Source organism: Devosia sp. 67-54 (assembly GCF_001899075.1).
Classification (GTDB): Bacteria; Pseudomonadota; Alphaproteobacteria; order Rhizobiales; family Devosiaceae; genus Devosia_A.
Window position 1 is genome coordinate 345,472 of sequence record NZ_MKVA01000011.1, and the last position, 15,589, is coordinate 361,060.

16 protein-coding genes are annotated in these 15,589 nt (G+C 69.4%); all 16 read right to left on the reverse strand.

Annotation, left to right across the window (positions count from 1 at the left end):
* Window positions 1-7: 7 nt before the first annotated feature.
* Window positions 8-1,144, reverse strand: a complete 1,137-nt coding sequence (locus BGO82_RS18535) for a hypothetical protein (protein WP_291307108.1) — start codon at window positions 1,142-1,144, stop codon at window positions 8-10.
* Complete coding sequence (locus tag BGO82_RS18540; protein ID WP_291307109.1) at window positions 1,144-1,614, reverse strand: MmcB family DNA repair protein; 471 nt, start codon at window positions 1,612-1,614, stop codon at window positions 1,144-1,146. Before BGO82_RS18540 ends, BGO82_RS18535 begins: the two co-directional genes overlap by 1 nt.
* Window positions 1,607-2,797 carry an MFS transporter gene (locus tag BGO82_RS18545; protein ID WP_291307110.1) on the reverse strand — a complete coding sequence of 397 codons (1,191 nt, stop codon included), beginning with the start codon at window positions 2,795-2,797 and terminating at the stop codon, window positions 1,607-1,609. Before BGO82_RS18545 ends, BGO82_RS18540 begins: the two co-directional genes overlap by 8 nt.
* Before the next feature lie 34 nt (window positions 2,798-2,831).
* A complete protein-coding gene (locus tag BGO82_RS18550) occupies window positions 2,832-4,019 on the reverse strand; it encodes an MFS transporter (protein ID WP_291307111.1) in 1,188 nt (395 codons plus the stop codon).
* Between the two features lie 81 nt (window positions 4,020-4,100).
* Window positions 4,101-4,652: a hypothetical protein gene (locus BGO82_RS18555; RefSeq protein ID WP_291307112.1), complete on the reverse strand. Its 552-nt coding sequence runs from the start codon at window positions 4,650-4,652 to the stop codon at window positions 4,101-4,103.
* A 114-nt stretch (window positions 4,653-4,766) separates the two neighbouring features.
* Complete coding sequence (gene ade, locus BGO82_RS18560) at window positions 4,767-6,560, reverse strand: adenine deaminase (RefSeq protein ID WP_291307113.1); 1,794 nt, start codon at window positions 6,558-6,560, stop codon at window positions 4,767-4,769.
* A gap of 204 nt (window positions 6,561-6,764) precedes the next feature.
* Entirely contained in the window at window positions 6,765-9,779 is a 3,015-nt protein-coding gene (locus tag BGO82_RS18565; RefSeq protein ID WP_291307114.1) for a glycoside hydrolase family 38 C-terminal domain-containing protein, read from the reverse strand.
* Window positions 9,780-9,884: 105 nt separating this feature from the next.
* Window positions 9,885-10,709, reverse strand: coding sequence for a tryptophan synthase subunit alpha (gene trpA / locus BGO82_RS18570; protein WP_291307115.1), 825 nt, complete (start codon window positions 10,707-10,709; stop codon window positions 9,885-9,887).
* Window positions 10,706-11,941: a tryptophan synthase subunit beta gene (gene trpB / locus BGO82_RS18575; protein ID WP_291307116.1), complete on the reverse strand. Its 1,236-nt coding sequence runs from the start codon at window positions 11,939-11,941 to the stop codon at window positions 10,706-10,708. The genes trpA and trpB overlap by 4 nt, the downstream gene beginning before the upstream one ends.
* A gap of 16 nt (window positions 11,942-11,957) precedes the next feature.
* A complete protein-coding gene (locus BGO82_RS18580) occupies window positions 11,958-12,611 on the reverse strand; it encodes a phosphoribosylanthranilate isomerase (RefSeq protein ID WP_291307117.1) in 654 nt (217 codons plus the stop codon).
* A gap of 4 nt (window positions 12,612-12,615) precedes the next feature.
* Complete coding sequence (locus BGO82_RS18585; RefSeq protein WP_291307118.1) at window positions 12,616-12,960, reverse strand: LapA family protein; 345 nt, start codon at window positions 12,958-12,960, stop codon at window positions 12,616-12,618.
* 21 nt (window positions 12,961-12,981) lie between these two features.
* Window positions 12,982-13,263, reverse strand: a complete 282-nt coding sequence (locus BGO82_RS18590; protein WP_291307119.1) for an integration host factor subunit beta — start codon at window positions 13,261-13,263, stop codon at window positions 12,982-12,984.
* A gap of 37 nt (window positions 13,264-13,300) precedes the next feature.
* Window positions 13,301-14,239, reverse strand: coding sequence for a signal peptide peptidase SppA (sppA, locus tag BGO82_RS18595; RefSeq protein WP_291307120.1), 939 nt, complete (start codon window positions 14,237-14,239; stop codon window positions 13,301-13,303).
* Between the two features lie 63 nt (window positions 14,240-14,302).
* Window positions 14,303-14,611 carry a hypothetical protein gene (locus BGO82_RS18600; RefSeq protein ID WP_291307121.1) on the reverse strand — a complete coding sequence of 103 codons (309 nt, stop codon included), beginning with the start codon at window positions 14,609-14,611 and terminating at the stop codon, window positions 14,303-14,305.
* Window positions 14,612-14,618: 7 nt separating this feature from the next.
* On the reverse strand, window positions 14,619-14,903 hold the full coding sequence (locus BGO82_RS18605; RefSeq protein ID WP_291307122.1) for a BrnT family toxin: 285 nt from the start codon (window positions 14,901-14,903) through the stop codon (window positions 14,619-14,621).
* An 83-nt stretch (window positions 14,904-14,986) separates the two neighbouring features.
* Window positions 14,987-15,496: a GNAT family N-acetyltransferase gene (locus tag BGO82_RS18610; protein ID WP_291307123.1), complete on the reverse strand. Its 510-nt coding sequence runs from the start codon at window positions 15,494-15,496 to the stop codon at window positions 14,987-14,989.
* Window positions 15,497-15,589 lie beyond the last annotated feature (93 nt).

Consider the following 15,589-nt stretch of genomic DNA (forward strand, 5'->3'; position numbering starts at 1 on the left):
GTCCGCCTCAGCCGCGCGGCCGCAGGAAGCGCGCCAGCCATTGCGACAGCACGATGGCCGGCAGGATCACGCCGAACGTGGCGCGGATGCCCAGGGTGCTCGCGACCCAGCCGAGCGCGGCGGGCGAGGCCAGCATGATGAGCTGCACCGCCAGCGTCAGCGAGGCGACGTTCTGCGACGACGGCCGGTCGCCGAGCCGCGCCGCCGCCGAGGTGGTGAGCGGGTAGGAGACGCACACCCCGACCCCGACCAGCAGGAAGCCGGCGAGCGCCAGATCGAGGCTGGGCGCAAAGGTCACCAGCAGGCAGCCGGCGAGGGCCGCGATGTTCAGCCCGCGCGCCACCCGCACCGGGCCGTAGCGCGTCACGAGCCCGTCGGCGTTGAGCCGGCCGATGCTCTGCGCCAGCAGGAACACCGGCAGCGTCAGCGTGTCCACCCAGCCCGGCGCCGCAAAGCTGTCGCGCATATAGATCACCGACCAGTTGCGCAGCGCGCCTTCGAGCAGGTTGGGCCCGATGGTGAAGGCGACCAGCAGCAGGATCGGCAGCGTCGGCAGCGACAGCCGGCGCACCGTCCGCGCCGCATGCGGGCGCGGCGCCGCCGGGTCGAGCCCGAACGTCACCCAGAGCGCGATCGGCGCCAGCGGCACCGCCAGCAGCCCCAGATGCAGCAGCGGGCTCATGTGCAGCCCCGTCGCCAGCGTGCCGAGCAGCGTCGCCAGCAGGTAGCCGCTGCTCCACGCGCCGTGGCACGAATTCATGACCCGCCGGGGCGCCGCGGCTTCGATGCGGTCGGCCTCGATGTTCATCGCCATGTTGGGCAGCGAATAGAACAGCGCATAGGCGACGAAGACCATGAACAGCGCCGCGGCGCTGGGCATCGCCGCGAGCAGCGCCGTGGCCACCGGCAGGCCGGTGAGGCCGAGGATCAGGATCGGCCGCGTGCCCGTGCTCTCGAGCACCTGGCTGCCGAACAGGAACACCAGCATCGAGCCGATGGGAAAGCCCAGGAACGTCAGCCCCAGTGTCGCCGCGTCGACGCCGAGCGCGTTCTGGATGTCGGCGATGTGCGAATAGAGCCCGCCCGAGCTGATCGCATGCAGGAAGAACACCGCCCGGATGCGAGTGTGGCGGTCGAGCAGCATCAGAGCGTGTCGCCGCCCGTCTGCGGGTCCATCAATTGGTGCACGCGGTCGGCCCCCAGCCGCGTGAGCTTCAGCAGCAGCGCCTTGCGCCGCGCCGGCGCCAGCGGGAACGTCTCGGCCTGCCGCAGGATTTCGGCGCCATGCGCGTCGGCGACGATCAGCCCCTCCTCGGCGGGAAAGATGCCGGCGTCGAGCTCGGGCGGCTTGGCGAAGAAGAAGCGGTCGCAATAGTCCTTGTAATTGGGCCATTTGGCATCGACGCGGTAGTCGATCAGGCTCGACTTGATCTCGACGATCCAGATCTCGCCCCTGGGCCCCACGCCCAGCACGTCGGCGCGCCGTCCGTTGGCCAGCGGCACCTCGGCGAAGCAGCAGAAATCGTGCACCGAGCGCAGCAGCCGCATCACCCCGCGCTGCACCCGGAGCGCCGTCGGCGATTGCCTCAGGTCGACGATTTGCGGCTCAGCCATTGGGCGTCAGCGGCTCCGGCAGCACCTCGCCCGGCGACGCCGGCCGGCCGCGCGACGGCAGGGCGCGCACGGCGAGCAGGCTGGCGACCACCAGCGGCAGGCAGACGACATACGACCAGCGTATGCCGATGGCGTGCGCGATGAAGCCCAGCGCCGGCGGCGCGAGGAAGAAGATCACGAACGACACCTGGGCGATGGCCGCGACATTGGTCGCCGCCGAGCGGTCGGTGCGCTGCGCCGCCGCCGACACCACCAGCGGATAGATGGCGCTGGTGCCGGCGCCGAGCAGGCCGAAGCCGGCGATGGCCACCGCCGGATGCTGCGCCAGCGACACCGCGGCGAGGCCGGCGACGCAGATGCACAACAGCACCGTCACCACCAGGCGCGGCGAGAAGCGGTCGATCACCGGGCCGAGGAAGATGCGCGCCGCCGCCATGATGGCGGTGAACAGCGTCAGCCCGAGGCCGCCGACGAACGGCTCGGCCGCGAACACGTCGCGCATGTAGATCGCCGACCAGTCCACCCCGGCGCCCTCGACCAGGAAGGCGACGCAGCCGATCAGGCAGAGCGGCAGCAGCGCCAGCGTCGGAAACGAGAGCAGCGGCGGCTTCTCGTCTTCGTCGGCCTTGGCGACGGGAGCATCGGTCAGCCCCGCGAGCACGAAGATGCCGGCCACCGTCACGATCAGGAAGGCGATGCTGAGATGCAATCCTGCCGGCACCCCCATCTGCCGGATGCCGGCGGCCGCCAGCGAGGTGATGAAGAAGCCCAGGCTCCAGAAGCCGTGCGCCTGGCTCATCAGCGAGCGCTTGTGCAGCGCCTCGAGCCGGCCGATCTGCACGTTGAGGTTGATCTCCATCGCGCCCGACAGCAGCCCGCCCACGAACAGCACGGCAAAGGCCAGCCGTGCATCGGTGATCAGCCCGATGCTGGCATAGCAGGCGACCGAGCCGAGCACGGTGATGAAGCCGGTGGTCCGCGCCCCGAGCTTTTCGATCAGCGGCGACGACAGCGTCAGCGAGATCAGGGAGCCGATGGCGCCGCCGATCAGCACCAGCCCCAGCTGCGCCTCGTTGACGCCGAGCGCCTGCTGGATGTCGGGCAGCCGCGAATACATCGCGCCGGTGATCAGCGAGAACAGGAGGAAGCAGGCGGCGAGCCGGTGGTGCTGCTGGAGCGACATGGAAACGACCGAGAAACGGAAACGCGGGGGGAGCCTATTCTCCCGGCGCGGGATCGGGCAGGGCGGCGCGCACCGGTTTCTTGCCCAGCGCCCCGGCCAGCACGAAGCTCAGAACGATCAGCGGCAGCCCGATGCCGAACGACCAGCGGATGCCGAACGCCTGCGCGATGCCGCCCAGCAGCGGCGGGCCGAGCAGGAAGATCACGAACGAGTTCTGCGCCAGCGCCGCGACGTTGATCACCGCCGGCCGGTCGGTGCGCTGCGCCGCCGCCGACATCGCCAGCGGGAAGATGGCGCTGGTGCCGACGCCGCAGAGCGCAAAGCCGATGAGCGACAGTACCGGCAGCGGCGAGAAATAGACGGTCAGCGTGCCGACCAGGAGGATCACCAGCAGCACCCGGGCGACGATCTCGGGCGAATGCTTTTCGACGAAGCCGTCGGCGAAGAACCGCGTCGTCGCCTGGCTGAAGGCGAAGCAGGCGACGGCGACGCCGGTGAGGAACGGGCCGGGATTGAAGATGTTGCGCATGTAGATGGCCGACCAGTCCATGCTGGCGCCCTCGAGCAGCATGGCGCTCAGCGTCACCGCCACCAGCACCATGATGGCGCCGGTGGGCGCAGCAAAGCGCGGCGGCGCGTCGGTGCTGCCGCCGGCCCGGTGCGGCGCCGGCTCGAAGCGGCCGAGCAGCAGCACGACGCCGACGAGGCCGATCGGGATCACCAGCATCAGGTGCAGTTGCGGCGAGATGCCGAGCTGCGCCATCCAGGCGCCGAACAGCCCGGCGGCGAAAAAGCCGATGCTCCAGAAGGCGTGCGAGCGGTTCATGATGCGGAAGCCGACCTGGTGCTCCACCCGGTCCGCCTCGGTGTTGACGATCATTTCGATGACGCCGATCACCAGCCCGACCGGCACCAGCAGGACAAAGAACACCAGCGGGCTCGGCGCATGCACGGCGATGGCGTACAGCACTGCGAGCAGCGGGATGGCGCCGAGCAGCACCCGGCGGAAGCCGAGCTTTTCGATGAGTGGCGCGGCGAAGGTCAGCGAGATCAGCGTACCCACCGGCGTGCCGATCAGCCCCAGCCCCAGCGCCCCTTCCGCCACCCCCATCTGGTGCTGGATGTCGGGCAGGCGCGGAAAAATGCTGCCCATGCAGAAGGAATACACGGCAAACGCCGCAAAGACCCGGAAATGCGGGGGCAGGGTGAGGCCGAATCTCATCGGAAAAAGCTCGCAGGAACGTTGCAACGAGCTTTAATCGGCGGACGCCGATGAAACAAGCGCCAGCTTGAGCTCAGCGGCCTACAGCACCACCTGGAAATCGTCGCGCAGCACGTTCACCCCGCTGTCGGGATTGCGCACGATCTGGATGCGGCGGTACTGGCCGCCGCCATGGTCGCTGTCGGGCGAGCGCTCGTGGCCGGTGCGGTTGCGCCGGTCGGGGCCGAAATAGGTCGCCGTCTCGTAGTAGGTGTGGGTGCGCCCCACCTGCCGGAAGATGCGCTCGCTGAGGTCGCCGGCGCTGAACGGCAGCGCGATGATGTCGTCGAAGCCCATGCGGATGCAGGCCTTGGTGGTCTCCAGCGACGGCGTGCGCGAGAAATACAGCAGCGGCGAAAAGCGCAGATCCGGGTTGGGCGAGAAGCGGATGGCGTCGGCGGTCGGCTTCAGCGATTCGACGTCGCCGACTTCGGCGCAGAGGAAGAAGATCAGCGGCGTCAGCCGCACCTGCTTTTCGGCACGGGCGAGGCCGGAATAGCGCTCGACCGGCATGAAGCCCACCGCCCGGGCGAGATCCTGCAGCGCGGCGGTGCTGCCATCGCGGGCCCCAACGATGTAAGCTGCGGCATTCAAGGTCGACGCTCCGACCATATGTGCATTCCCGATCCGAACTCATCCCACCGCATCGTCAATAATCCGTTAAGAAGGGTTACCGGTTCGTTGGCGGCGGGTCGGGAGAAGGCCCCCTCACTTCACGAACAGATCGACGAAGCCGAATTTGCTGACGTCGACGAGGCCGAGATCGGTGAGGCGGAGCTCGGGGATCACCGGCAGCGCCAGGAACATGTGCTGCATCACCGCATTGTTGAGCGTGCAGCCGCACGCCGCCATCGCCGCGATCAGCTGCTCGGATTTGCGCGCCACGATCTCGGCGCGCTCCTCCGACATCAGCCCGGCGATCGGCAGCTCGACCAGCGCCAGCTCCTGGCCGCGGCTGACCACGACGAAGCCGCCGCCCACCTGCTGCAGCCGGTTGGCGGCGATGGCCATGTCGTCGCGATTGGTGCCCACCACGATCATCTGGTGGCTGTCATGCGCCACGGTGGAGGCCACGGCGCAGTCGATGCCGTAGCCGAAGCCGGTGACGAAGCCGTTGACCACGCGGCCGGCGCCGGTGTGCCGCTCGATCACCGCCACCTGCGCCACGTCCTGCGTGCGGTCGGCGCCGACCAGCCCGTCGGCCACCGGCAGCACCCGCTCCTCGGCCCGCGTCGGCGCCTGGTTCTCGATGATCCGGATGACGCGCGCTGTAACGCTGTTCCGGCCGGGCGGCGCGGCGATGGCGAAATCCTCCGGCCCGATGACGCGGCCGACCTTGACCGTGCCCTTGGCGAAATCGGGGTAGGGATAGGGCGCAATGTCGGCGACGAGAACGCCGTTCTCGGCCAGCACCTTGCCCTGCGCGATCACCGTCTCGATCGGCAGCGTCACGAGGTCGGAGCTGAGGATCAGATCGGCGCGGCGGCCGGGGGTGATCGAGCCGAGCTCGCGCTCCAGCCCGAAATGCGTCGCCGTGTTGAGCGTCGCCATCTGCAGGGCGGTGATCGGCTTCAGCCCCTGCGCGATGGCGTGCCGCACCGTGTGGTCCATGTGCCCGTCATCGACCAGCGTCGCGGCGAAGCGGTCGTCGGTGCACAGGATCAGGTTGCGCGGATCGAGCCCGCCTTCGGTGACCGCCTTGATCTGCGGGCCGACATCGTACCAGGCCGAGCCGAAGCGCAGCATGGCGCGCATGCCGAGCCGCACTCGCGCCACCGGGTCGATGGCGCGCGTCCCCTCATGGTCGTCGGCCGGTCCGCCCGCCACATAGCCGTAGAACGGCCGTCCAAGGTCGGGTGAGGCATAGTGCCCGCCCACCGTCTTGTGGGCGCGCTGCGTCGCCGCGATCTCGGCCAGCATCTTCTTGTCGTTGGCGGCGACGCCGGGGAAATTCATCATCTCGCCGAGCCCGATGATGTTGGGCCAGGTCATGGCCTCGGCCACGTCGCGCTCGTCGATCGAGGCGCCGGCGGTCTCGAGCCCGGGTGCGGCCGGCACGCAGCTCGGCATCTCGACATAGACATTGGTCGGCATCGCCGCCGCCTCGTCATGCATCAGCCTGACGCCGGCGAGGCCGAGCACGTTGGCGATCTCGTGCGGATCGATGAACATCGAGGTGGTGCCGTGCGGGATCACCGCGCGGCAGAATTCGGTGACCGTCACCATGCCGCTTTCGACATGCATGTGCCCGTCGCAGAGGCCGGGAACCAGGTAGCGGCCGTCGGCCTCGACGATCGTGGTGCCCTCGCCGACGGTGTAGCCGAGATCCGGCCCGACGGCGGCAAAGCGTCCGGCCTTGATGGCGACGTCGGTGCCGGCGATGATCTCGCCCGAATGCACGTTCACCCAGCGGCCGTTGCGGACCAGCATGTCGGCGGGCGCCCGCCCCATGGCGACATCGACGAGCTGTGGCGCGGTTTCGGACCAGGGGCGGATGGGCATGGGGCGATTCCTTCTGACGCAATGGCCGATGAGACGGGGCGGCGCCGCGCCCGTCAAGTTCCGGCTCGCTCGTCCAACCGCTGTTCTCTGACGCTCTGTCCGATCGAGCCGAAAGACGGCTCGATCGTCCAACCGCTGTTCCCCGGCGCTCTGTCCGACCGAGCCGGAAGGCGGCTCGTTCGTCCAACCGCTGGTGCCCGTGGTTCAGCCGCGCGTCAGCCTCCAGCTCCGCACCTCGAACGGCATCAGCTCGGCGGGGGCGTCGCGCTGCTGCGGCTCTTCGAGGATGGTCACCGGCGCGGCGGTCCAGCCCGGCGCGGTGACGGCGAAATCGCCGCGCCGGCCGGCGGGCTCGTAGACGCGGAACACCAGGCCGCCGCCCTCCTCGGCCGCCTTGAGGCCGGAGAAGGCGGCCGGAATGCCGCCGACCGCGAGCGGCGTCGCCGTGCCCTGCCGCAGCCCCGACACCTCGCGCAGCAGCAGCGGCTGGTTGAGATCCTCGGCCTCCTCGCGCACCCCGCTCTCGTGCCAGTCGCCGGCATGCGGCAGCAGCGCATAGGTGAAGCTCTGCGTGCCCTCGTCGGCCAGCGGATCGGGGTAGATGGGCGAGCGCAGGAGGCTGAGGCCGAGCACGTTGCCGCGCACATTGTGCCCGTATTTGGCGTTGTTGAGCAGCGCCACGCCGAAGCCGGTCTCGCTCAGATCGATGAAGCGGTGCGCCGCCGCCTCGTACATCGCCTGGTCCCAGCTGGTGTTGGCGTGGGTCGGCCGCTTCACCACGCCATTGGCGCATTCGAAGGTGGCGGTCATGGCGCGGGCCGCCACCGGGGTGCGGGTGCGCAGGAACACGCGCCGGTCGTGCCAGTCGAGCGTGGTCTCGATGTCGAGGCGCGGGCTGTTGGCGGCAAGCACATAGGTCTGCGTGATGGTGGAGTTGCGGAAGCTGCGCACCACGCGGATGGCGGCGCGATGCGGCCCGCGTTCGACCAGCTCGAGGCTGTCGAGCGCGGTGAGCTGCTCGCCGCGTTCGGCGTAGTCGTCCTCGACGTCCCAGGCGTCCCAGTTGCGCGGCTTGTCGACCGGATAGGCCCAGAGCTGGTTGCCCGGCCCGGCCAGCGCCTCGCGGCCGCTCGGCTTGTGGATGAGCGAGGCCAGCGTGCCGTCGGCGGCGATGGTCGCCTTCAGAACGGCGTTCTCGAGCGTGGTCCTGCTGGCGGCGAGGCCCGGGGCCGGCGCGACGTCGCGGCCGACGATCGCGACGCCGAGCGGCGGCACGCTGCCGGCGCCAGCCAGCAGCGACCCGTCGGGCAGGGGCAGCGCCAGGCGGCGGGTCGACAGCGACGGGTTGACGACGAGGTAGCCGTCGCCATCGCCGGCCGGCAGTTGCGCCGCGATGGCGTCGAGCGCCTCGGCCTGCGCCGCCTTGCCTGCTTCGACCACGGCGCCGAGCTCGCTTTCGGCGTCCTGGTACACCTCGCGGATCGACGAGCCGGGCAGGATGTCGTGGAACTCGTTCTTCAGCACCACGCGCCAGTAGGGCTCGAGGCTCGCCGGCGCCGCGGCGCCGAGCAGATGCGCGAGGCTGGCGGCGGTCTCGGCGGTGATCAGCGCCCGCTCCGCCTGCCGGTGCGTGCGCTTGACGCCCGATTGCGTGGTCAGCGTGGCGCGGTGCAGCTCGAGATAGATCTCGCCGGCCCACACCGGCAGCGCGGTCGTTTCCGCCTGCTGCCGGGCGGCGGCGAAGAAGTCCTTGACCTGGCCCCAGCGCGCTTTCGGCAGCACCGGGAAATCACGCAGCTGCGCCTCGCGCTCGACCATCTCGGCGGTGGTGCCGCCGCCGCCATCGCCATAGCCGACCGCCAGCAGCGTGGTGCCGTGTTGTGTCTTGCCGCCGAAATTGCGCCAGGTCGCCACATAGGCGTCGGGCTGCAGCTCGCCATTGTAGCCGCCATGCGGGTTGGCGAAGGTGTGGGCCAGCACGCGGCTGCCGTCGAGGCCTTCCCACCAGAACAGATCGGCCGGGAATTTGTTGGTCTCGGACCAATTGACCTTGATGGTGAAGAAATTGTCGATGCCGCCCTGCTTCAGGATCTGCGGCAGCGCGCCGGAAAAGCCGAAGCAGTCGGGCAGCCAGCACACGCTGTGGCGCACGCCGAACTGCCGTTCGAAATAGCGCTGGCCGTAGAGCACCTGGCGGATCAGCGATTCGCCGGTGGGCATGTTGGTGTCGGGCTCGACCCACATGCCGCCGATGGTCTCCCACTGGCCGGCGGCGGCGCGCGCCTTGATGGCGGCGAACAGCGCCGGATCGTCCTCGGCGATCTGCGCATAATATTGCGCCGTCGACTGGTTGAAGCGGTAGTCGTCCGACGCCTCCATCAGGCCGAGCGCGGTGTGGAAGGTGCGGCGCATCTTGCGGCGCGTCTCGGCATAGGGCCACAGCCAGGCGAGGTCGATATGGGCGTGTCCGGTGAGCAGGATTTCGCCCTGCTGCGGATAGCGCTGCTGCAGCGTCCGCAGCGCCTCGACCAGCCCGTCATGGGCCGCGACGACGCTGGCGCGCTGGCCCTGGTCGAGCGCCACCGCCGGGCCGGCGGAGGGCGGCAGCTCCCAGATCCGCTGCTGCTGCGGCGAGGGCGCGAGGCGGGTGATGTAGTCGGCGGTGGCCGAGGGCCAGTCGAGGCTGCGCTGGCAGGCTTCGGCGACGCTCAGCAGATGCGGTACCACCTCGTGATTGCCCAGCGCCAGGCAGGCCTCGTGCACCTGCTGCAGCAGCAGGTGCAGCCGATGCACCGGAACGTCGATCCACTGCAGCACGGCGCGGTTGAGGCGCGGATTGCGCACCGGTACGCCGAACGGCTCGCGCGCCGTGCTTTCGGCGGCGATCGCCACCTGCCGGTGCTTGAGCGGAAACTCGCGATGGTACGGGTCGACGCCGAACGAGGCGGCGTCGCGGTTGGGATAGCTCAGCGTCACCAGGCCCTCGCCGCCGAGGTCGAGCACCAGCCGCGTCTCCTCCAGCGGCCAGTGCGCCGGCACTTCGGCGGTGGCGGCGAATTTGTGCACGCCCTCGCGGCTCGGCCAGGCGCCACCGATCTCGATCGGCGCGCCGTCGAGGCTCCAGCCGGTGACCGTCACCCCCTCGCGGGCGCGCCAATAGCGCAGCTCCTCGCTCCGCACCTTGAGGCGGTCGAGCCGCTGGGAAACCGTCAACGCCATGATGATCGTCCGTCCTTGAAAGGCCGCCGCACGCGGCGCCCGTGGTTTTATTGCAACGTTGCAAATGACGCAATGGCAGGCCGGCGCAAGGGCCGGGCGGCGGCCTCAGCTCCGCGCGCGCCTGGCCCCGGCGGCGAGGTCGCGGACCAGCGCCGTCACCGCGCCGACCGTGCCGGCGGTGGCCCTGCCGTCTGCGAGCGAATTGGCGACGGCGTTGCACACGGCGGTGCCGACCACCACGCCGTCGGCGTCGCGGCCGACGCGGGCGGCGTCGTCGGCGGTCTTGATGCCGAAGCCGACGGCCACCGGCAGCGCCGTGTGGCCCTTGATGCGCTTGACCGCCGCGCCCACCGCGGCGTGCGACTTGATGGCGGCGCCGGTGATGCCGGTCATCGACACGTAATAGACGAAGCCCGACGTGTTCCGCAGCACCATCGGCAGCCGCTGGTCGTCGGTGGTGGGCGTGGCGAGCCGGATGAAGTTGAGCCCGGCCCCCAGCGCCGGAAGGCAGAGCTCGCTGTCCTCCTCGGGCGGCAGGTCGACCACGATCAGCCCGTCGACCCCGGCCGCCAGCGCATCCTCGAGGAAGGCGTCGACGCCGTGGCTGTAGATCGGGTTGTAATAGCCCATCAGCACGACCGGCGTGGTGTCGTTGCCCTTGCGGAACTCGGCCACCATCGCCAGCGTCTTGTTGAGCGTCTGCCCGGCCCTCAGCGCGCGCAGCCCCGCTGCCTGCACGCCGGGGCCGTCGGCCATCGGGTCCGAGAACGGCATTCCGAACTCGATCATGTCGGCGCCCGCCGCGGGCAACGCCTTGAGGATCGCCAGGCCGGTCTCGAGATCCGGATCGCCGGCCATGGTGAAGATACCGAGGGCAGGGCGGCCGGCTTTGGCGCAGGCGGCGAAGGTGTCGGCGATGCGGGTGCTCATGCGTTCATTCCCAGGTAGCGGCCGACCGAATCCACGTCCTTGTCGCCGCGGCCACTGAGGCAGAGCACGATGGTTTCGTCCTTGCGCATGGTCGGGGCGAGCTTCATCACCTGCGCCAGGCCGTGCGCGCTTTCGAGCGCCGGGATGATGCCTTCGAGCCGGGTCAGCAGCTGGAACGCCTCCAGCGCCTCCTTGTCGGTGATCGGCACATAGGTCACGCGCTTCTTGTCGTGCAGGAACGAGTGTTCCGGGCCGACGCCGGGATAGTCGAGCCCGGCCGAGATGGAATGGCCTTCCAGGATCTGCCCGTCGGCGTCCTGCAGCAGATAGGTGCGGTTGCCGTGCAGCACGCCGGGACGGCCGCCGGTCATCGAGGCGGCATGGCCGTTCTCGACCTCGATGCCATGCCCGCCCGCCTCGGCGCCGTAGATCCTGACGCTCGGCTCGTCGAGGAAATCGTAGAAGGTGCCGATGGCGTTGGAGCCGCCGCCGACGCAGGCCACCAGCGCGTCGGGCAGCCGGCCTTCGGCCGCCTGCATCTGGGCGCGGATTTCCTCGCCGATGATCTTCTGGAAATCGCGCACCATCAGCGGGTAGGGGTGCGGGCCGGCGGCGGTGCCGATCAGGTAGTAGGTCGTCTCGACATTGGTCACCCAGTCGCGCAGCGCCTCGTTCATGGCGTCCTTGAGCGTGCCGGCGCCGGCGGTGACCGGCCGCACCTCGGCGCCCAGCATCTGCATGCGCAGCACGTTCGGGCGCTGCCGCTCGACGTCGGTGGCGCCCATGAACACCACGCAGGGCAGGTCGAATTTCGCGCACACCGTGGCGGTGGCGACGCCGTGCTGGCCGGCGCCGGTCTCGGCGATGATGCGGCGCTTGCCCATGCGGCGGGCCAGCAGGATCTGGCCCAGCGTGTTGTTGATCTTGTGCGAGCCGGTGTGGTTGAGCTCCTCGCGCTTGAGGTACACCCTGGCGCCGCCCAGATGCTCGCTGAGGCGCGCCGCGAAATAGAGCGGCGACGGCCGGCCGGCATAATGCGTGCGCAGCTCCGCCATCTCGGCGATGAAGGCCGGATCGTCCTTGGCGGCGAAATACGCCGTTTCGAGGTCGCGGATCAGCGGCATCAGCGTTTCGGCGACATAGCGGCCGCCGAAGATGCCGAAGCGGCCGTCCTCGTCGGGGCCGGTGCGGAAGGAATTCGCCCGGGTGGCAGCGCCGTCGGTGTCGGTCATGATGTGGGTCGGGCCTTTAGCTCGCCGCGGCGGACCGCGCATTGGTGATGAAGGCGCGGACCAGCGCCGCATCCTTGACCCCGGGCGCCGTCTCGACCCCGGAGGACACATCGACCCCCAGCGGCCGCGTCGCCGCGATGGCGGCGGCCACGGTGTCGGGCGTCAGGCCTCCCGAAAGCATGAAGCCGAGCGAGGGGTCAAGCGCCTTGAGCAGGCTCCAGTCGAAGGCGGCGCCGTGCCCGCCGGGGCGCGTCGCGTCCTTGGGCGGCTTGGCGTCGAGCAGCAGCCGGTCGGCGCAATCGGCAAAGCCGGCGACCGCCGCCACGTCCTCGGCGGCGCCGATGGCGCAGGCCTTGAGGATGGCGATGCCGGCCTCGTCGCGGATGGCGGCGACACGGTGCGGCGTCTCGGGGCCGTGCAGCTGGATCCAGTCGGGGCCGAGCGCCGCCACCTGCGCCACCAGCGTGTTGTCGGGATTGACCAGCACCACGCAGGTCTCGGCATGGCCGCGGGCGCGCGAGATAAGCTCGCCGATCGGGTCGAGCTCGAGATGCCGCGGCGAGCGGGGAAAGTGCATGAAGCCGACCATGTCGGCCCCCGCCTCGATGGCGGCATCGAGGATCGCCTCCGTCCTGATGCCGCAGATCTTGATGATGAGGGGCTCGCTCATGCGGCTAGGGCTGCGCCAGGTCGTCGACGGTGGCGGGCAGCGCCGGCGAGCGGCGCAGGGCGTTGACCTCGCGGTTCAGCCGCTCGGCCTCGCGACGGTAATTGCGTTCGTCGCGCCGGTGCTGGCCCTGCGCGAACCAGGTGGCGACGCCGCCCAGCACCACGCCGAACAGCAGCACCGTGAACAGCACCAGGAACAGCGGCACGCCGACGCCGGGCGTCGACAGCGCCTCGGACGGCACGAACGGGTTGAAGTTCACCACCACCAATTGCCGGTTGGCGAGCGCAAACACGATCAGCACCAGGCACAGCGGCACGAGCACGACCCAGCCGACGATGCGTCTCAGCATCCGCCCGGTCCCATGCTGATGTCAGTTCTTGTTGAGGCGCTCACGGATCTCTTTGCCGGCCTTGAACTGCGGCACGTATTTCTCGCCGACGTCGACCTGCTCGCCGGTGCGCGGATTGCGCCCGACGCGGGCCGGGCGGTTCTTGACGGCGAAGGCGCCGAAACCGCGCAGCTCCACGCGGTCGCCGCGCGCCATGGCGTTGCCGACCTCGTCGAGAATGGCGTTGACGATGTTCTCGATGTCACGCTGGAACAGATGCGGATTCTCGTCTGCAAGCTTTTCGACCAGTTCAGACTTGATCATCGCGCCCCCCGGGCCTGCCGGAAACCCTTAGGTAACATCATTGAACCTGCCAAAGGGAGACCAGCCCGTCAAGCGCGACGGGGCCGTCGGCCGGCAGGCCGAGCAGCGCCCGGGCCTCGCCGCCCAGCCATTTGCCCAGATTGGTGAAATTGCCGCCCCCGGTGGGATACCAGGTGACGATCGGCAGGTCGGGCTTGAGCCCCTTGGTCTTGACCAGCCAGTCGACGGCCTCGGCCTCGCCGCCCACCTCGTCCACCAGCTTGTTGGCGATGCCCTGGTGGCCGGTCATGATCCGCCCGTCGGCCAGCGGCAGCACCTCGGCGCGGCTGAGGCCGCGGCGCTCGGCGACGATGTCGACGAACCACGAGAAGGAATCGTCGACCAGCGATTGCAGCGAGGCGCGCACCTCCGGCGTCATCGGATGGTCGAGCGCCGGCTCGGCCTTGAGAGGCCCCGAGGCCACCTTGTCGGCGCCGATGCCGATGGTGTCGAGCAGCTTGCCGGCATTGTAGGTCTGGAACAGCACGCCGATCGAGGCGACGATCGACAGCCGGCGCACGAACACGCGGTCGGTGGCGATGGCCGCCATGTAGGCCGCCGAGGCCCCCAACTCCTTGATGTAGGCGACGACCGGCTTTTTGGCGCGCAGCTTGCCGATGGCCTCGTACAGTTCTTCGCCGCCGGCGGTGGTGCCGCCCGGCGAGTTGATGGCGATCACCACCGCCTTCACCGTATCGTCCTTGGCCAGCGTCTCGAGCGTCTTGAGCCGCACCGGATCGGAGGCGATGGTGCCGTCGATGACGATTCGCGCGATCTGCTCGCCGCTGAGCCCGTATTCGGTGGCGTAGCGCGCGCCCACCGCCAGGATCGCCACCACCAGCGCCACGAACGCCAGGATGCGCCAGCGGAAGCGCGACCGGCGCAGCGCACTCGCCGCCGGAATGGCGTGGGCGGGATCGACGATCGGATCGGTCATGCGGGACACCCTCGAAGAGTGAGCGGCTTAGCCCGGCGCACGCATCCTTGGCAAGGCGACCGATCAGCCGGCTGTCTTGCGAGCCGCCTTCCGATCCTGCGCCCGGATGTAGTCTTGCAGCACGCGATTGATATCGAACATCAGCGCGCCGCGGTTTCCACCGCGCTTGAGGAACCATTCGACGACGCGGCCGTCGATGGGGACCGGCGGAAACATCGCGGGACGGATCGCCCGCGCCCAGAATTTCTCGTCGAGCGTAGGAATGTCGGGGACGTCGGTGTCGTTGTCCGGCGCGGTTTCCAGCGCGGCCAGGCGCTTGCGTCGATCCGCCGCCAATTTGCGCGTAACCTTCGGATCCAGCGCATATTTCACGATCCGCTCAGCCTTCGTAGCGCCGGCGCTCGTACTTCTCAGCGCGACGCGCCGAGATGATGCGGATGGTTTCGGTGCCTGTTTCATCGTCCCAAGTCGCGTACGCGACCACAATCAGAATGAAGCCGTGCGATACTCCGATGGCCAGCCAGCGCTGCTCGCCATCGACAACGCGATCCTGTTCGATGTGAACAAACGGATCGTCGAAAACCTCTGTCGCCTCTTCGAAGCTCAATTTGTGCTTGCGAAGGTTGGATGCAGCCTTTGCCGCATTCCATTCGAACGCTCGCATGCGCGCCCCCGAACCTTGCGCATGCGCCTCAAACTAGCGCGTACTGGCGCCGGGTTCAACCTGGAGGCCAGGCGCCGCAGCAGCTACAGCCGGCGCACCATCAATTGGGCGGCGTCTTCGTAGCTCCTGAGCTTTTCGGCGAGGTGCGGGGCGTCGGCCGCCTCGAACTCGTGGCGCCGCCAGAACCCCTGGCTGCCATTGACGGCGACGAGGCTCATCGTGGCGAAGCCGTGGGCGCGGGCGTGCTTGGCCAGCGCGTCGACGATGAAGCTCGCCGCGCCGATGCGGCGGGCCACGGGCAGCAGCGCCAGATCGTGGATGTAGTAGGTGTCGGCGTCCGCCGGCAGCTCGCCCAAAAGGCTGTTGAGCGGCGGCAGGTCGCCCAGCCGCCAGGGGTGGCTCAGCACGTAGCCCGCCGGCCGCTCGTTGACCTCGAGCAGATAGGTGCCGTGGAAATAGATGCGCTGCCGCTCGGCCAGCACCTCGACGCTCTCGAAGAACGCCGGATGCACGCTCGCGGCGATCTGCTCGACCGCCGGCATGTCGTACCCGGTGAGCGAGCGCCAGGCCACGCCCGGAATTTTCATCGGCATCGGTCGGCCCCAAACGACGAAGGCCCGCACGGCTAGCGCGCGGGCCTCGATTACGCAACTGCGCAGTGATGACGGCGCCCGATCCCCGCCTCA

Coding starts and splice junctions, on each gene's coding strand:
- BGO82_RS18605 (WP_291307122.1), bottom strand. CDS start 14,903: ATGCGAGCGTTCGAATGGAATGCGGCAAAGGCTGCATCCAACCTTCGC.
- BGO82_RS18590 (WP_291307119.1), bottom strand. CDS start 13,263: ATGATCAAGTCTGAACTGGTCGAAAAGCTTGCAGACGAGAATCCGCAT.
- ade (WP_291307113.1), bottom strand. CDS start 6,560: ATGCCCATCCGCCCCTGGTCCGAAACCGCGCCACAGCTCGTCGATGTC.
- BGO82_RS18540 (WP_291307109.1), bottom strand. CDS start 1,614: ATGGCTGAGCCGCAAATCGTCGACCTGAGGCAATCGCCGACGGCGCTC.
- BGO82_RS18565 (WP_291307114.1), bottom strand. CDS start 9,779: ATGGCGTTGACGGTTTCCCAGCGGCTCGACCGCCTCAAGGTGCGGAGC.
- BGO82_RS18535 (WP_291307108.1), bottom strand. CDS start 1,144: ATGCTGCTCGACCGCCACACTCGCATCCGGGCGGTGTTCTTCCTGCAT.
- BGO82_RS18580 (WP_291307117.1), bottom strand. CDS start 12,611: ATGAGCGAGCCCCTCATCATCAAGATCTGCGGCATCAGGACGGAGGCG.
- BGO82_RS18550 (WP_291307111.1), bottom strand. CDS start 4,019: ATGAGATTCGGCCTCACCCTGCCCCCGCATTTCCGGGTCTTTGCGGCG.
- BGO82_RS18545 (WP_291307110.1), bottom strand. CDS start 2,797: ATGTCGCTCCAGCAGCACCACCGGCTCGCCGCCTGCTTCCTCCTGTTC.
- trpA (WP_291307115.1), bottom strand. CDS start 10,709: ATGAGCACCCGCATCGCCGACACCTTCGCCGCCTGCGCCAAAGCCGGC.
- sppA (WP_291307120.1), bottom strand. CDS start 14,239: ATGACCGATCCGATCGTCGATCCCGCCCACGCCATTCCGGCGGCGAGT.
- trpB (WP_291307116.1), bottom strand. CDS start 11,941: ATGACCGACACCGACGGCGCTGCCACCCGGGCGAATTCCTTCCGCACC.
- BGO82_RS18610 (WP_291307123.1), bottom strand. CDS start 15,496: ATGCCGATGAAAATTCCGGGCGTGGCCTGGCGCTCGCTCACCGGGTAC.
- BGO82_RS18585 (WP_291307118.1), bottom strand. CDS start 12,960: ATGCTGAGACGCATCGTCGGCTGGGTCGTGCTCGTGCCGCTGTGCCTG.